A 15,004-nucleotide genomic window follows, 5' to 3' on the forward strand; every position below is an offset into this window, starting at 1 on the left:
AGGCGACTTCCCGCAGCAGCGGGGGAGTCAGCCAGGGGTCAGGCGGACCGGGCGGCTTGCAGCCGGACCTGGAGGCCGGCGATCAATGCCTCGAGACCAAGCTCGAAGGCAGCGTCGGCCGCCGAGCCGGAGGGGCCGGGCTCCTGCGACCGCACGGCGGACGTGAACACCGGGTTGGCGTCGGCCAGCTCGCCGGATTCGAAGATGTCCGCGGGTGCGGTCACGTCGAAGGCGGACCCGAAGATGAAGGACTCCAGGGCCACGATCGCCGGCACCACCTGCGGTTCGGGCCACCCGGCCTGCAGGAAGCCGGCGGTAACAGCCTCGTACATGGCCAAAGTGTGCGGGGCGCCGGTGACGGGCAATACCGCGATCACTGGAATCAGCGGGGCATGGTGGGTGAAAGCGTCCCGGTAAGACCAGGCCCAGCGGCGCACCGCGTCCGGCCACTCCAGTTCCGCAAACACGCTCACGTTCACGCCCGCCATCAGGTGATCCTGGAGCAGCAGCAGGACATCGTGTTTGGATGCCACGTGGTTGTACAGCGCCGAGGGGGCAACGCCCAGGCTGCGCGCCAGGGCGGACATGGTGAGCCCCTCGTAGCCGCGCGATTCAATCAGGCCGAGCGCCGCCGTCGTCATCAGTTCCTTGGACAGCAGTTTGTGGACTGGGCGCCCAGCGGGACGGTGCCCGTTGTGGACGGAAGCTTCCTCGCGCACTGGGCGTGCTGTCACCACGGGCTCCTACTCCTTCGGCCGTGCGGGTCGCGGCGGTACGACCTGTCAGGCCATCCTACGCAACGCTCTCCACCGGGCTGTGACAGCACTGGTTTTCAAAAGGCTGTGGCGCGGGTTACAGTATGCAAGCTAAATGAATGACGTTCATTTAGCCATAGGGCCGGGCACGCATGCTGCCGGACCGCCAGAGCACGACATGGGAGTTGAACACAGTGAGCAAGTTGAAGCGGGACGTAGTGGTTATCGGCGCCGGGCCTTCCGGGCTGACCGCGGCACGTGACCTGAAACGCGCGGGGATGTCCGTGGCCGTGCTGGAGGCGCGCGACCGGGTGGGCGGCCGCACCTGGACCGACGTGGTGGACGGCGCGATGCTCGAGATCGGCGGACAGTGGGTTTCACCGGACCAGACCGCGCTGCTGGAGCTGCTGGACGAGCTGGGGCTGGAAACCTACAGCCGCTACCGCGAGGGAGAGAGCGTCTACCTGAACGCGGCGGGCGAAGCCAAGCGCTACACCGGTGCCATGTTCCCGGTCAGCGCCTCCACCGAGTCCGAGATGAACCGGCTGATCGACCTGCTGGACGCCCTGGCGGACGAGGTGGGCGCCGAGGAACCGTGGGCGCACCCGAAGGCGCGGGAGCTGGACACCATCTCCTTCCACCAGTGGCTGCGCCAGCAGTCCGCGGACGAGGAAGCCTGCAACAACATCGGCCTGTTTGTGGCCGGCGGCATGTTGACCAAGCCCGCGCACTCGTTCTCGGTGCTGCAGGCGGTCCTGATGGCCGCTTCGGCCGGTTCGTTCAGCAACCTGGTGGACGACAATTTCATTCTGGACAAGCGCGTAGTGGGCGGCATGCAGGAGGTCTCCGTGCGCGTGGCCGCCGAGCTGGGCGATGACGTTGTGCTCAACGCCCCCGTCCGCGCGCTGCGCTGGCACGAGGGCGGCGTGACCGCCACCGCGGACGGTGTCACCGTGGAGGCGCGCTACGCCGTGATGGCCGTGCCGCCGAACCTGTATTCGCGCGTCTCCTACGAACCGCCGCTGCCGCGCCGGCAGCACCAGATGCACCAGCACCAGTCGCTGGGCCTGGTGATCAAGGTCCACGCCGTCTACGAGACGCCGTTCTGGCGGGCCGACGGCCTCTCGGGAACGTGCTTCGGCGCCAACTCGGTGGTCCAGGAGGTGTACGACAACACCAACCACGGCGACTCCCGCGGAACCCTGGTCGGCTTCGTGAGCGATGAGAAGGCCGACGCGATGTTCGCACTCAGTGCGGGGGAGCGCAAGGCCGCGATCCTCTCCGCTATCGCCGACTACCTCGGCCCGGCCGCGCTGGATCCGGTGGTGTACTACGAGTCGGACTGGGGATCCGAGGAATGGACCCGCGGCGCCTACGCCTCCAGCTACGATCTGGGCGGCCTGTCCCGCTACGGCAAGGACCAGTCGACTCCGGTGGGACCGATCTATTGGTCCTGTTCCGATCTGGCCGGCGCTGGCTACCAGCACGTGGACGGCGCGGTGCGGATGGGCCGCGGCACCGCCGCCCGCATCCTCGAAGCACACGCGGCCGACGCCGCTGAACCCGTCCCTGCCGCCGGCCGGAAGGGCTAGGCATGCGACGCTATGTTGTGGCCTACACCGCCACGGACAGCGGACGCGAAGCGGTCAACCTCGCGACGGCGCTGGCCCGCCGGCAGGGTGCCAGCCTCGACCTGGTCATGGTGCTGCCCGAATCCTCGCCCTACTCGGGCGCCTATCCGCGGCCGGAATCCGGCTTCGGCGGGATCCTCTCCGAACAGATCCAGCAGTGGCTGGCCGAGGGACTCGAGATGGTGCCCGACGACGTTCCGGCCCGCGCCCATGTTCGCCCCGCCGACTCCAACGCCGAGGGCCTGATTGCCGCCGCTGAGGAATTCGGCGCGACGCTGATCGTGATCGGTGCCGGGCGCAACAGTGTTTTCCGCCGCTTCAGCGTCGGCACCGTCGCCAGCGGACTGCTCCACGCGTCCACGGTCCCCGTGGCGCTGGCGCCTCGCGGCTACCGGCGCACCGAATCCGTCTCGCGGATCACGGTGGGTGTCGGCAACCGGGCTGGGGCGGACGAGGTCATGCAGGTTTCCTTGAACGCCGGCCATCGGCGGGGCCTGGACCTGAGGCTGCTCTCGCTGGTGCCGCTGGATTCCTCCGACGCGGACGCGGTATCCCGGGCTGAAGCCCACGTGAAGGAACGGCTGGCACAGGCAGAAGCGGTGCTGCCCGGTCGGGTGACCGCCGGCGTCGCTGAGGGCCGTTCGATCGAAGACGCCATCGACGCGCTGGAGTGGGACGAAGGCGAAGTGATGCTGATCGGCTCCAGCCGGCTGGCGCCGCACAACCGGATGTTCCTCGGGGCGACGGCCAGCAAGGTGCTGCGGGCGCTGCCGGTTCCCATGGTGGTGGTCCCGCGCGGCTACCTGGGGGCCGCACAACTTACCGAAGATCCGGGCCCGCCCAAGGGCGCTGGACATTCCGACGGCGCCGGCCGCAAGGAGGCATGACCATGACCAGTACCATCACCAAGGCCGGGCACACCGCGGGCGGCCTGAGCCGGAAGGGCCTGAAATCCGGTTCGGTCGGCCTGCTCGGCGCCGTCGTCATCGGCGTCTCCTGCATCGCGCCGGCGTATACACTGACCGGGGCGCTCGGCCCCACGATCGCCGAGGTCGGCGTGCACCTGCCCGCGATTTTCCTGGTGGGCTTCATTCCGATGCTGCTGGTGGCCCTCGGCTACCGCGAGCTGAACAACGCCATGCCGGATTCCGGCACGTCCTTCACCTGGGCCACCCGTGCCTTCGGTCCCTGGGTGGGCTGGATGGGCGGCTGGGGGCTGATCGCCGCAACGGTGATCGTGCTCTCCAACCTGGCGGCGGTGGCGGTCGACTTCTTCTACCTGATGCTCGCCCAGCTCACCGGCAACGCAGCTCTTGCGGACCTGACCAACAACCTGCCGCTGAACATCGCCACTACCTGGATCTTCATCGGGCTGGCCTGCTGGATCTCGTACCGTGGCATGGAAACCACCAAGACCTTCCAGTATGTGCTGGTGGCGTTCCAAGTGGTGGTGCTCGTGTGGTTCGCCGTGGCTGCCTTCGGCCATGTGGCGGGCGGCACGGCGTTTGACGCGCTGGAGATCTCCGCCGACTGGTTCAACCCGTTCGGCGTCGAGTCCTTCTCGGCCTTCGCTGCCGGCATCTCGCTGTCCATCTTCATCTTCTGGGGCTGGGACGTCACCCTCACCATGAACGAGGAGACGAAGGACCCGGAGAAGACTCCGGGCCGTGCCGCCGCGGCAACCATCATGGTCATCGTCGTGATCTACATGACCGTGGCACTGGCCGTGCTGGCCTACGCGGGTGTAGGCACCGAAGGCCTGGGCGCCGGCAATCCGGAGAACCAGGAGAGCATCTTCGCCACGCTCGCCGGCCCGGTGATGGGACCGTTCGCTATCCTGATGTCGCTGGCCGTGCTGAGCAGTTCGGCGGCGTCGCTGCAGTCCACCTTCGTCTCGCCCGCCCGGACCATGCTCGCCATGGGCCACTACCGGGCGCTGCCGGCCGGATACGGCACGATCAGCCCGAGGTACAAGTCACCCAGCTACGCCACCGTCGCCGCAGCAGTGGCGGCCGGCGGCTTCTACACCGTCACCCGGGTGATGTCCGAGAACGCGCTGTGGGACACCATCACCGCGCTGGGCATGATGATCTGCTTCTACTACGGCGTCACCGCCTTGGCATGCGTCTGGTACTTCCGGGCCGATGCTTTCACTTCGCTGCGCGGATTCGGGCTCAAGTTCCTGGCGCCGCTGTTGGGAGGCGTCATCCTGCTGGTGATGTTCGTCCAGACGGCCGTGGACTCGATGGACCCGGCCTACGGTTCCGGTTCGTCGATCGGCGGCCTGGGCCTGGTATTCGTACTCGGCTGCGGCGTGATCCTGCTCGGGGCGGTGCTGATGGTGCTCATGTATCGGCGCAACCCGGAGTTCTTCCGCGGCGCGACCCTGCGCAGGGGAGTGGCGGCCGACGACCTGGCGAACCGCGGCTAAGCGAAGAAAATAGCCATTCTGTAGGAACCGTCGACGGCGGTGCCTTGCCCTACGGGGCGGGGCACCGCCGTCGTGCTTTCCGCAAGGCCTGGGCAGGCCCGCGGCAGCGCCGGCGCTGTGATGGCCTCGGCCTGGGCTCTTGACTACAGTGGCACCAAGGCGACTGAAGGGCACCCATGAGCGCAGCGACCGACTACACACCGGATACCGTCGCCGATCTCGCCTCGCAAAACGGGCTGACCGTTGATCCCAAGTCCGTGCACTTCAACGAAGCCGGGCTGGACTACCTGGTCGCGTACGCAACCGCGCACGACGGCAAGAGGTGGGTATTCAGAATTCCGCGGCGGCCGGACGTCTCCTCGAAGATGGCTGACGAGGCCAGGATCCTGGACCTGGTCAAGAACAGGATTTCCGCCGCGGTGCCGGACTGGCGCATCCGGAACCGTAGTGTGATCGCCTACCAGGAATTGCCGGGCGAGCCTGGCCTGACGCTGGAGGACGGCGAGCCGGTCTGGCACTTCGACCGCGAGTCACCGGCCTACTGTGCCTCCCTGGGGCGGCTGATCGCCCAACTGCAGCGCATCGGCGCCGACGAAGCCCGCGCCAAGGGTGTCCCGGCCCTGACCGCCGCCGAGGTCCGCGAGGAGTGGCGCACGAACGTGTCCGCGGTCAGGGCGGAGTTCCGGGTTGCCCCCGAACTGCTGGAGCGCTGGAACGCCTGGCTGGCCGACGACAGCTACTGGCCCGACTTTACGGCGTTCACGCACGGCGAGCTGTACCCCGCCCATCTGCTGCTGGACGAGGAATATGAGATCCGTTCAGTGCTGGATTGGACGACGGCGAGGGTCGGTGACCCGGCGGTGGACTTTAGCGCCCACCACATGGTGTCCACGGCCGAGGCCTTTGACCTAACGGTCCGGACCTTTCGGGACGAAGGCGGACGCGTCCCGCCCCGGCTCGGAGAGCATTGCGCTGAATTAATAGCGGCCGCACCCGTGGGCTATGGAATGTATGCGCTGCAAACGGGCCACCCGGATCACCAGGCCGCGGCGGCAGCCCAGCTGGATCCGTCCGGCGCCTGACCCGGCCACCAGCTGCGCCGCCAGCGCAACCGGGGCGGGGCAGCACGCGCCGGGCAGCCCGGCCGGGGCGGGCAGCACGCGCCGGGCAGCCCAAGCGGGGCCACGCACCGGCCCAGGGCAGAGCACCGGGCCGGGAACATGCGGGGAAGACAATGACCGGCGCCCGTTCGCTGACGCCGGTCATTGGGATGGAGGGGGCTGCTACTTCTTGCGGCCCTTGCCCTTTTTCAGGGGATTGCCCTTGGCCAGCGGCGCGGCCGTGCGGCAGTCCGTCGCGGGTGCGGTGTTGGCCGCGCGGCTCCGGGCAGCGGCAAACTGTTGATCCGGCGGTGCTCCGGCCGCACCGGTGCTTGCCGCGGTCCCGCGCTGCGCAGCAGCGGGTGCCATCAGTACGGAAGCCGGCCGCGCGCCGTCGTTGTTGGCAGCTTCCAGCTGCAGCAGGGCAGGAGCCCCCGCGGGAAGTGCCGGGTAGGTGCGCTTGGCTGCCGGTGCCGGGGCGCTTGGGAACACGTTGCCGGCCAGGGCCGGAACGGGGCCGATGTCATCGACGTGCTCGAAGAGGACCTCGGCGAACCGGTCGGCGTAGCCCAGCCGCTTCGCGATCAGCCAGAGGGAGGCACCGACAATGACCATGCTGGCGACGACCGCGATGCCGGTGCCGTAGATCCGCAGCAGTGCATTCACCGGGGAGAGGGCGTGGCCGGGGGCGGTGTCGAGCAGCCAGACGATAGCCCAGAATGCCGCCGTGGCGGCCAGGGTCAGCAGCGGGAACAGCAAACCGGCGGTACGCACTTTGTGCTCCAGCATCCGCCGGGTGGCGGTCAGCCGGGAAGAAAGCGTGTGCAGATCGTGTTTGCCACCTTGCTCAAGAGCCTTGGATGACATCGCCGGTCGTGTTCCTTTCTGTGTCGTTTCGGGGGGAGGGTTCACCGCGCATGAGTTGCTCGGCGAAGCGGGTGAAGAGGAGGGCAAAGGTTTCACGGTCTTCGGCGGGCCAATCCGCCAGGATCTCATCGACGACGGCGGCGCCGGCTTTGCCGATGTTCCTGTGCATCCGTCGTCCGGCCGTGGAAGCAGTCAGCAGGGTGGCCCGGCCGTCGTCCGGATCGGCCTGCTTGTCCACCAGCCCTTTTTCCTCCAAGCGGCGGACCTGCGGGGTCATGGTTGACTTGTCCACGCCCTGCTGCGTGGCCAGTTCCGAGACCCGGACGGGGCCCTTGTCGTCGATGTACTCAAGCAGAGCTACGTCCGTTGGTGTCAGCCCGGCCTCGCGCGGATCGAAGAGCTGTTTCCGCGTGTCCGCATGGGATGTCCAGCGCACCACTTGAGCCACGGCGTCACGGATCATGACGCCCGGATCGGGCTGTTTGCGGGAGCTGGGGGGCATGCTTCAAGTTTAGCTGTTTCCGTTTGGTTTTGCCAATCAAACCATATAGGCGGTGTTGGCTGTGTTCCAGCGGCCGGTGCCGGCATCAGGAGCCCGAGCGTGCTGATGCGGCTCACGGCTTCAAGGTCCTGGCCAAGGGCCCGATGACGGGGGGCGGTTCGTGACGTTTTACGAAGAGTTTGGAGGCTGCCCACCAGAGCGTTTCGCAGAGCCAGAGCAGCAGGGAACCGGCCAGTGCTGCGGCGAGCACGGGGGAGAACAGGGCGAAAGCCGGGGCAAGGACGGCGACCACTGCCCAGTCCCGGCTCCAAGCCAGGCACAGCAGGACGGTCAGCACAACGGCCGCTGCCAGGGGCGCAATGCCTGCCCCGGCCACCATGAGCCCGACGGCGGCCACCAGCGCCAGCGCCGCGATCCCCACCGAGGAGGCCAACAGCCAACCGCGGATCCGGGCATGCTCAAGGTTGGCCTGGACGGACACGGCCGCCCACATCAGCCGGGCACGCAAGGCAGCCACCTCGGTGTCCAGCAGTGCGCGGCGGAATTCCTCGTCATAGGTTCGGCGCAACCGTAGCGCCTCCTCGTGCGGAAACCGGGAGGACGTTGCCTTTCGCTGGTCGTGCAACAGTGCCGGTGCCGTTTGCCGGCCGTAACTGGCTATCAGTCCCCACATCCAGGTGGGCACCGAGGCCAGATCGCTCGAGTTGTGCTCAAGTCCGGCAGCGAGGTTGTGCGCCTCAATCCGAACCATGGGGGAGGCTGCGTCCAATTGGTAGTAGAACGGCACTGCCAACTGAAAGCACCTCTTGCTGCGCTGGACCAGGTGGATGGCCGTCAGCGGTTCAGTGGCGTCGGCATCCTGGTAAAACGGCATGTGGCCAGTGTGACATCCGGGGCTGATGTTTTCCCACCGGCCCAGTTCCTCGCCACCTCGCAAAACACCGTCATAGCAGGTGGCCAGGCCTCAAAATTTCCGTGCGCGGTGCGGCCGTTCCCGGAGGCCGCCTCGCCTCGTTCCGGCGCTTACCATCGCAGCGGCCGGCATGACAGACTCGACCCATGAGCCCAGTGAGCCGCAAACGCAAGCCGAAAAAGCTGAAGAACCGCCCGCCCGGCTCCGGTCCGCGTGCCGGCTCCGGCGGTGACCCGCTGCTGGAGCTCTACCTTGAGCTGGAGGGCCCGTTTGCGGAAACAATCGAGTCGCCCAGCCCCATCGAAGCGCACTCGCTGGGCGGCTACCTGCTGGACCTGTGGGACACCCCGGACGAGTCGGGTCAGCCGCGCCGTCACGAGCTGTTCTATGCGTGGCTCGACCTGGCAGAAGACCGCACCGGCCCCGCCGCCGTGCCGATGCTCCGGGCGCTGGCCTTCCTGATTGATCGCCCGGACATGCGCCGTGACGCCGAAACGCTGGCTGACCGGTTGGTCGCCGACGGGTTTACCGAACCGGAGTGGGCCAAGCACCCGGTGACCGTGACCGCCATGCACCGCTACGCGGACGCTTTCGGCGACGAAGTCAACACGCTCTTCGAATTCACGGCCGGCACCGAGAAGATCGGGCTGTTGGTGCTGCTGGACGGCAATATTTTCGGCGGAACGGTGATGGAAACCGGTCTGGTGGACGACCCCGCCGCGGCGCTCAGGGACCTGAACGCGGATGCCCAGGAAGAAGGCTTGGTGCTTGATGCCGACGCCGACCTGACCGGCACCGCCTTGGACGCGTGGGAAGGCCTGGACGCTTCGATGGACCTGCCCGAACACATGGTGGACGAAGACTTCGGTGCCCGCCGCTGGGTGGCGCAGGCGTGGCTGCGCACCATCATTGAGTTGGCGGACGACACGGAGGATGAGAGCGAGGATTGGCTCTCCGACGAAGACTATGCCGAGCTCGACGATACTGAGCCCGGCGCCGGACCCGGCGGTGGACCGTCCGAGCCCGGCGGCCGCGAACCGGACCCGGCCGGGCCGGAATCGGGAGGCCCGGAACCGGGAGGTCCGGAAACCGCCGGTCCGGAAGACGACCTCGAGGCGCTCCGGCAGCAGGAGATAGCCGAGATGGCCGGGCGGTATCTGCGGGAGACCGGGCATGAATCGGCGGCCGAACTCGGCATGGTGAACCGCGTCCTCGGCTACGGCTGGGATTACGACGGCGGGCGGCTCACCCGGGTTAGCCCGGTCAAGTTGGACTTGATTCGCGAGACCGTGCTGGCCGAAGGCGGGCTGGAACCGGTTGATCCGGCCGAGCTGACAGCCTTCCTGCACCGCTGGGTGGACTGGTGTGCCCCGCGGGAGGAACTGCCCCAGCGCGCAGTGGCTGTCCTGCACTCGCACCTGGACGCGAGCCAGTAACCGGGCTCGCCGGCCCGGCCTGTTCCCGAGGACCGTCTGACGAGGGTACCGGTGGTGTCGCCGGGGGCCGGCGCACCGTCGTCAGGAGATCACGGACACCTGGTCCGGGTCAGCCCGGTAGCCGAGCACCACGTCCGGTTCCAGTGCCACTGTTTCACCGTTGGCGATATGGTCCCGCAACGTGCCGTGCAGTGCGTTCAGTGTGAGCCGCAGGATCGTCCCGTGTGCCACCGCAATGATGTTGCGGTCCGGGTACATCCGGAGCAGGTCCTGCAGGGCGGCGATGCCGCGGGCTGCCACCTGCGTTTCCGGTTCGGCCTGCCGCATGAGGTCGTTGATCTGCGGCCGGTGCAGGCCGCGCAGCACGGTGCCTTCGATCCCGCGGTAATCGCGCTCGCGGAGCCCGGGAAGGGTGTCCGCCAATTCCAGCCCCACTCGGCTGCCGATGATCCGGGCGGTTTCCATCGCGCGTCCCAACGGTGAGGACACCAGGACGTCCCAGTCACCGCCGGAGAGCATGTCTCCGGCATCACGTGCCTGCTGTCTGCCCACAGTGTTGAGCGGCACATCCGTATGCCCCTGCAGCCGGCCTTCGGCATTCCAGTCGGTCTGTCCATGGCGTACCAGTGCCAGCACTCTGCCCCCTTGTCTCCGGTCGACGCAACGGTCCTTGCGTGAATTGTCCCCAGCCACCACCATAGCCCGACGGCGGTGACCGGCCGTTTGGGACGGACGTGACCGAAGCCCTTCCGGGCGGATGCGAGCGGGACCTGCGGGGCGGACGTGACCGGAAGCATGGTCCGGGTTGCCGCAGCCCCGGGGCAAGCGGGGATATCTTTAGTCCGTGGTCAAAGTTGTGGGAATCATCCAGCCGGTCGAAACCAGGGAATTGTCGGCCGAAGGCGACTCCTATGCCGACGCCAAGGCTGCCCTTGAGGCGCAGGTGCCCGAGGGCTGGCGGCTCCTGCAGGTCGTTGCCCGGTAAGGGGACCGGGACTTCCGTCCGCTGAGGACCCGACGCTTCGCTCAGTCGCCCCGAGCGGGCGACTCGACTACTCGCCGAACAGCCCGCGGATGTCGGTGGCTGTGAGCTTAGAGGAGAACATCGCGTCGTCTTCGAGTACCGACGAGATCAGTTTTGCCTTGCGATCCTTGAGCGCCATGACTTTCTCTTCGATCGTGCCTCTGGCCACCATCCGGTAGACCATCACGTTCTTGGTCTGGCCGATCCGGTGCGTGCGGTCCACTGCCTGGGCCTCGGTCGCAGGGTTCCACCAAGGGTCCAGCAGGAAGCAATAGTCGGCTTCGGTGAGATTGAGCCCGAAGCCGCCGGCCTTCAGGCTGATCAGGAACACGGGCGCGTTGCCGCTCTTGAACTTCTCGATGACCTCGGCGCGGCGGCGGGTTGAGCCGTCCAGATAGCAATACTCGATGCCGGCGGCGTCCAATTGCTGGGCGGTTTTCTTCAGGTAGCTGGTGAACTGGCTGAAGATCAAGGCCCGGTGCCCCTCGCCAAGCACGTCTTCGAGCTGTTCGAACAACACTCCCAGCTTGCTGGACGGGACCGAGGAGTATTTCGGATCCACCAGGGACGGGTCCAGGCTCAACAGGCGCAACAGGGTCAGCGACTGGAAGATCGTGAACCGGTTCTTGTCCATGTCCTCGACCAGCCGCAGCACCTTCTGGCGCTCGCGCTGCAGGTGCGTGTCGTAGATCCGCCGGTGCTTGGGCGTCAGCTCCACCTCAAGGATCTGCTCCTGCTTCTCCGGCAGGTCCTCGGCCACGGCTTCCTTGCTGCGGCGCATCATCAGCGGTTTGATCCTGCGGCGCAGTTTCTGCAGCAGCTCCCTGTCCTGGCTGCGTTCGATCGGCCGCTGGTACTGGTCCACAAACCGGACGGCGGACGGGAAAAGCCCGGGCGCGACGATGGAGAAGATGGACCACAGCTCCATCAGGTTGTTCTCCATGGGGGTACCGGTGATCGCCATCTTGAACGGTGCGCGCAACTCGCGGGCACACTGGTGGACCTTGGTGGCCCGGTTTTTGACGAACTGGGCCTCGTCCAAAATCAGGCCTGCCCACTCCGTTTCCTGGTAGGTCTCGAAATCCAGCCGGAACAGCGTATAGGAGGTCACGACGACGTCGATGTCCGGGGTGATCTCGGACAGCGGCCGGCGGCCGCGGCCCTGCGTGTCGCCGATGGCCTCGATCCGGAGGTCGGGGGCGAAGCGGTGGCTCTCGTTAACCCAGTTGGACACCACGGAAGTGGGCGCGACGACCAGGAACGGCCGTGCGGTTCCGGCTTCGCCGTGCTGCTTGGCATGCAGCAGCAGGGCCAGGGTCTGCAGTGTCTTGCCCAGTCCCATGTCGTCGGCCAGTACGCCGCCCAGCCGGTGTTGCCACAGGAACGCCAGCCAGTTGAAGCCTTCGGCCTGGTAGGGGCGCAGGTCGGCGTCCAGGCCGGCGGGCAGCGGCGTCTGCTCCACTGCTTCCAGCTCCAACAGGCCCTTCACGGATTCGCGCCAGCTGCGGGCCTGCACCGTTTCGGTGGCGACTTCCTCCAGCTCCTCCCACAGCGAGGCCTGGTAGCGGCTGATCTGCAGTTCGCCGGATTCCCGGTCCTGCATCTGCCGGGCTTCATCCACCAGCTGGCGCAGGCGGTCAAAGACAGGCTGCTCAAGCGACAGATAGGACTTGTCGACCAGCAACAGCCTTGTCTGCCCGCGGGCCAGGGCCTTGAAAATGTTCCCGAAGGGGACGGTGCGGCCGGCGACCCGGACCATGACGCCCAGGTCGAACCAGTCGCTCTCGTCCGTCTCCACCGTGCTGATGGTCAGCTCGGGTGCTTCGGTCAGCTCCTGGTAATCGGGTTTTTCGCCCACGATGTCCACGCGCACGCCGTCGACCTGTTCGAGGGCGGGCAGGGTGTAGCGGGTGAAATCAACGGTGGCCATGTCCCGCAAGGTGCGCGCCGCCGTCGTACCCACTCCCGGTACGGCCGCGGCCGCCTCCAACAGATCCTTTTCCGCCGCTACGTCGCGGTAGTGGCTGCCGTCGGGTTCCTCATCGACCGGCAGGCGCAGCGCCTTGTCCCCGTGCCGGTACTCGAGGTGCCAGCCGAGCTGGAGCACGTTGCCCTTGCGGTAGGACGCGGTCAGCACCAGCAGCGGGGGAACGATCTCCGGGAAGCTGACGGACTTGTCGCTGCTGGCCACAGCGATGCGCTGGCTGAGCACGGGGTAGTAGCGCTCCATGAACTGCTCGACGTCGGCGGCCGGAACCGTCAGCGGTGTGCCGGAAAGCAGCAGGTTCGCTTCCTGGTCGGTCACGGCGTGCGCGGTGGGAGCCAGCGTGATGACGGTCTGACCGTCCACGGCATAGTGGTAGACGCCGTGCGTGCCGACGATGCCCGCCGTGTGCGTGGGCAGTTCCCGGCCATCGATCCGCAGCGAGGGCGTCAAGACCAAGTCGGCAGGTGCCGGGTCGGATGTTTCCGATGTAGCGCCGGGAGTCACCGCTTCGACGGCCGGCGCCTCCGCCGCTTCCGCCGCGGCTTCGACGGGGGTGCCTTCGGCGCCAGCTTCGGGGCGCACCTCTTCGGAGGTTTCTGCCGCCGGTGCTGAAGCGGCGCCGTCACGGTGGGCGTCCAGGCCTATCACTGCCTGATCCCGGATTTCGACGACGGTGTCCGCCTTGGCGCCGATGAGGGCGATGCCCAGGCGCTTGGCTTCGGCAAAGAGCTCCCACAGCAGCGGGCTGCTGAACTCGTCCAGAAAGAGCCAGTCGTTGTCTTCGCCGAAGTAGGTGAGGCCGGTGGCCCGGTGCAGCGGCGCGAACTGGCTGAACCAGCGGTGCTGTTCGGTGTCCAGCGGCAGGCCGTAGGTCTTGTAGCTGATCGTGTTCCAGCGCAGCTTGCTGCGGATCCACCGGCCGGTCTCGTTCTGCAGCACGGGACGGACCCCCACGCGCAGCCGGTTGCCTGCCTGGCGGGTCCAGTTGGGACCGGGGGCGGAGGCCTGCGGCAGGGACAGGCCGGAGGGCCGGTACTGGCGATCCTGCCGCCGCCCCGGCTCCAGCAGTTCGAACTGCAGTCCCAGCGCGGAGGTTTTCTTCGTTTTGGCCTTCGACGCGGTGCCGGTTCCCCGGCCGGTGCTGTCCGGCGTGCCGCCGATCAGGCCCTCCAACGAATCCTGCCAGCCGGACGGTTCCGGTTCCGGCTCCCGGGCAAAGGCCGGGCTGGTGACGACGTGCTTGCTGTTGCTGGCCAGGAGCACGGCCGCCACGTGTTTGCAGTCGTCGCCCACGGGGCAGTTGCAGGAGGACGAGACCGGACGCCATTGCCCCGGCTTGCCGGCTTCCAGGTAGATCCTGCAGCGGTAGGGCAAGGCGGCGGTGCCGATCACCTTGGCTGTCAGCAGGCGGACAGAGGGGTCCCAGTCGAGCTCGGCGACCGAGCCGTCGGAGGCGTAGATTTTCCCGCGGGCAAAGGCGGCGCCGCCCACCAGCCGGATGATTTCGCTGACATCAACCAGCGGAAAAGTGTGTGCGGCCATGGCTTCCATCATCTCACGCTGGAACCGGCGGCCGGCACGTGCGGTGGCGTGAAGGACAGGGAGCCCGACGTCGGAGCCTGGCCCCGTCGTCGTCCTGACTTCCGGTGTCCTTGCCTAGAGAGGCTGGATGGTCGTGAGTACCTTCGGCTTCTTGTCCTTGGTATCCAGGATCAGTGCCAGTGCGATGCCGAACATCCAGACGTCCTTGGCTAAGGGAGTGCCTTCCGGGCTGGGCCGGATGCCGCCTTCGGTGGTCATTTTGGGCGTTTTGAGGTACATGGTCAGCAGCGAACCGGAGAAGGCCGCCAGGCCCAGCCCGGCCAGTCGGCTGGGAACGAACGGCAGCAGCAGCGCCGCGCCGAGGGCGGTTTCACCGTAGGCGAGCAGCTTGCCGAACTTCTCCGGGTCCATTTCCCGCAGCTGGGGGAACGCGCGGCTGCCCATCGCCTGCATGGCCGCGGCGCTGTCCTTGTCCAGGTCCTGCTTGCCCAGGCCGGAGTTGAGAATGAACGCCCCGGTGGAGAGGCGCAACGGAATATGGCTCAGTTTCATGGGGAGTCCTCGAATCTGTTGGTCCGCTGGTACGTCCGAGCCTACGGTCCGGCAGTGGTGTCCGCTAGTGCTCAGGGCGAGGGCTGCGGGAAGAGTCCGGGGACTGGCCTGCGCCGCGCCTGCCCCTGTTCATGCGGCCGGTCTGCGGCTACTTCTTGGCAGCGTGCACGATCCGGGCCACGGCCCGCCCGGCGGTCCAGACCAACGGAATCAGCACCACGAGCAGCGCAACGGTGTTCGGGCGGAACGTGGCGGGTCCGTTGC

13 protein-coding genes are annotated in these 15,004 nt (G+C 67.3%); 6 read left to right on the forward strand and 7 right to left on the reverse strand.

What is annotated here, in order from left to right; all coding sequences use genetic code 11:
* Positions 1 to 38 precede the first annotated feature (38 nt).
* Complete coding sequence (locus tag AC5RWT_RS26610; RefSeq protein WP_494082814.1) at positions 39 to 734, reverse strand: TetR/AcrR family transcriptional regulator; 696 nt, start codon at positions 732 to 734, stop codon at positions 39 to 41.
* Between the two features lie 215 nt (positions 735 to 949).
* Between AC5RWT_RS26610 and AC5RWT_RS26615 the strand changes: the two genes are divergently transcribed.
* The 4 genes from AC5RWT_RS26615 to AC5RWT_RS26630 all read left to right on the forward strand — a co-directional run bounded on the left by AC5RWT_RS26615 (position 950) and on the right by AC5RWT_RS26630 (position 5,899).
* Entirely contained in the window at positions 950 to 2,347 is a 1,398-nt protein-coding gene (locus tag AC5RWT_RS26615; protein WP_494082815.1) for a flavin monoamine oxidase family protein, read from the forward strand.
* 2 nt (positions 2,348 to 2,349) lie between these two features.
* Positions 2,350 to 3,273 carry a universal stress protein gene (locus AC5RWT_RS26620; protein WP_494082816.1) on the forward strand — a complete coding sequence of 308 codons (924 nt, stop codon included), beginning with the start codon at positions 2,350 to 2,352 and terminating at the stop codon, positions 3,271 to 3,273.
* 2 nt (positions 3,274 to 3,275) lie between these two features.
* On the forward strand, positions 3,276 to 4,817 hold the full coding sequence (locus tag AC5RWT_RS26625; RefSeq protein WP_494082817.1) for an APC family permease: 1,542 nt from the start codon (positions 3,276 to 3,278) through the stop codon (positions 4,815 to 4,817).
* A 176-nt stretch (positions 4,818 to 4,993) separates the two neighbouring features.
* On the forward strand, positions 4,994 to 5,899 hold the full coding sequence (locus AC5RWT_RS26630) for a macrolide 2'-phosphotransferase (protein ID WP_494082818.1): 906 nt from the start codon (positions 4,994 to 4,996) through the stop codon (positions 5,897 to 5,899).
* Between the two features lie 201 nt (positions 5,900 to 6,100).
* Here AC5RWT_RS26630 and AC5RWT_RS26635 read toward each other — a convergent pair whose 3' ends face one another.
* The 3 genes from AC5RWT_RS26635 to AC5RWT_RS26645 all read right to left on the reverse strand — a co-directional run bounded on the left by AC5RWT_RS26635 (position 6,101) and on the right by AC5RWT_RS26645 (position 8,160).
* The gene (locus AC5RWT_RS26635; protein WP_494082819.1) at positions 6,101 to 6,784 is read right to left on the reverse strand and encodes a hypothetical protein; all 684 of its coding nucleotides are present in this window, start codon (positions 6,782 to 6,784) and stop codon (positions 6,101 to 6,103) included.
* The gene (locus AC5RWT_RS26640) at positions 6,765 to 7,286 is read right to left on the reverse strand and encodes a MarR family winged helix-turn-helix transcriptional regulator (protein ID WP_494082820.1); all 522 of its coding nucleotides are present in this window, start codon (positions 7,284 to 7,286) and stop codon (positions 6,765 to 6,767) included. Before AC5RWT_RS26640 ends, AC5RWT_RS26635 begins: the two co-directional genes overlap by 20 nt.
* 112 nt (positions 7,287 to 7,398) lie before the next feature.
* Positions 7,399 to 8,160: a DUF1353 domain-containing protein gene (locus AC5RWT_RS26645; RefSeq protein WP_494082821.1), complete on the reverse strand. Its 762-nt coding sequence runs from the start codon at positions 8,158 to 8,160 to the stop codon at positions 7,399 to 7,401.
* 185 nt (positions 8,161 to 8,345) lie between these two features.
* Between AC5RWT_RS26645 and AC5RWT_RS26650 the strand changes: the two genes are divergently transcribed.
* Positions 8,346 to 9,635, forward strand: coding sequence for a hypothetical protein (locus tag AC5RWT_RS26650; RefSeq protein ID WP_494082822.1), 1,290 nt, complete (start codon positions 8,346 to 8,348; stop codon positions 9,633 to 9,635).
* A gap of 81 nt (positions 9,636 to 9,716) precedes the next feature.
* Here AC5RWT_RS26650 and AC5RWT_RS26655 read toward each other — a convergent pair whose 3' ends face one another.
* Positions 9,717 to 10,271, reverse strand: coding sequence for a histidine phosphatase family protein (locus tag AC5RWT_RS26655; protein ID WP_494082823.1), 555 nt, complete (start codon positions 10,269 to 10,271; stop codon positions 9,717 to 9,719).
* 208 nt (positions 10,272 to 10,479) lie between these two features.
* On the opposite strand from AC5RWT_RS26655, the gene AC5RWT_RS26660 reads away from it, so the two are divergent.
* The gene (locus tag AC5RWT_RS26660; RefSeq protein WP_494082824.1) at positions 10,480 to 10,620 is read left to right on the forward strand and encodes a hypothetical protein; all 141 of its coding nucleotides are present in this window, start codon (positions 10,480 to 10,482) and stop codon (positions 10,618 to 10,620) included.
* A gap of 67 nt (positions 10,621 to 10,687) precedes the next feature.
* On the opposite strand, the gene AC5RWT_RS26665 is transcribed toward AC5RWT_RS26660, so the two are convergent.
* Complete coding sequence (locus tag AC5RWT_RS26665; protein WP_494082825.1) at positions 10,688 to 14,188, reverse strand: DEAD/DEAH box helicase; 3,501 nt, start codon at positions 14,186 to 14,188, stop codon at positions 10,688 to 10,690.
* Positions 14,189 to 14,302: 114 nt separating this feature from the next.
* Positions 14,303 to 14,740 (reverse strand): hypothetical protein, encoded by a 438-nt coding sequence (locus tag AC5RWT_RS26670; RefSeq protein ID WP_494082826.1) that lies wholly within the window; start codon positions 14,738 to 14,740, stop codon positions 14,303 to 14,305.
* Positions 14,741 to 15,004: the final 264 nt, after the last annotated feature.

This window comes from Arthrobacter sp. Dra40 (assembly GCF_059091905.1).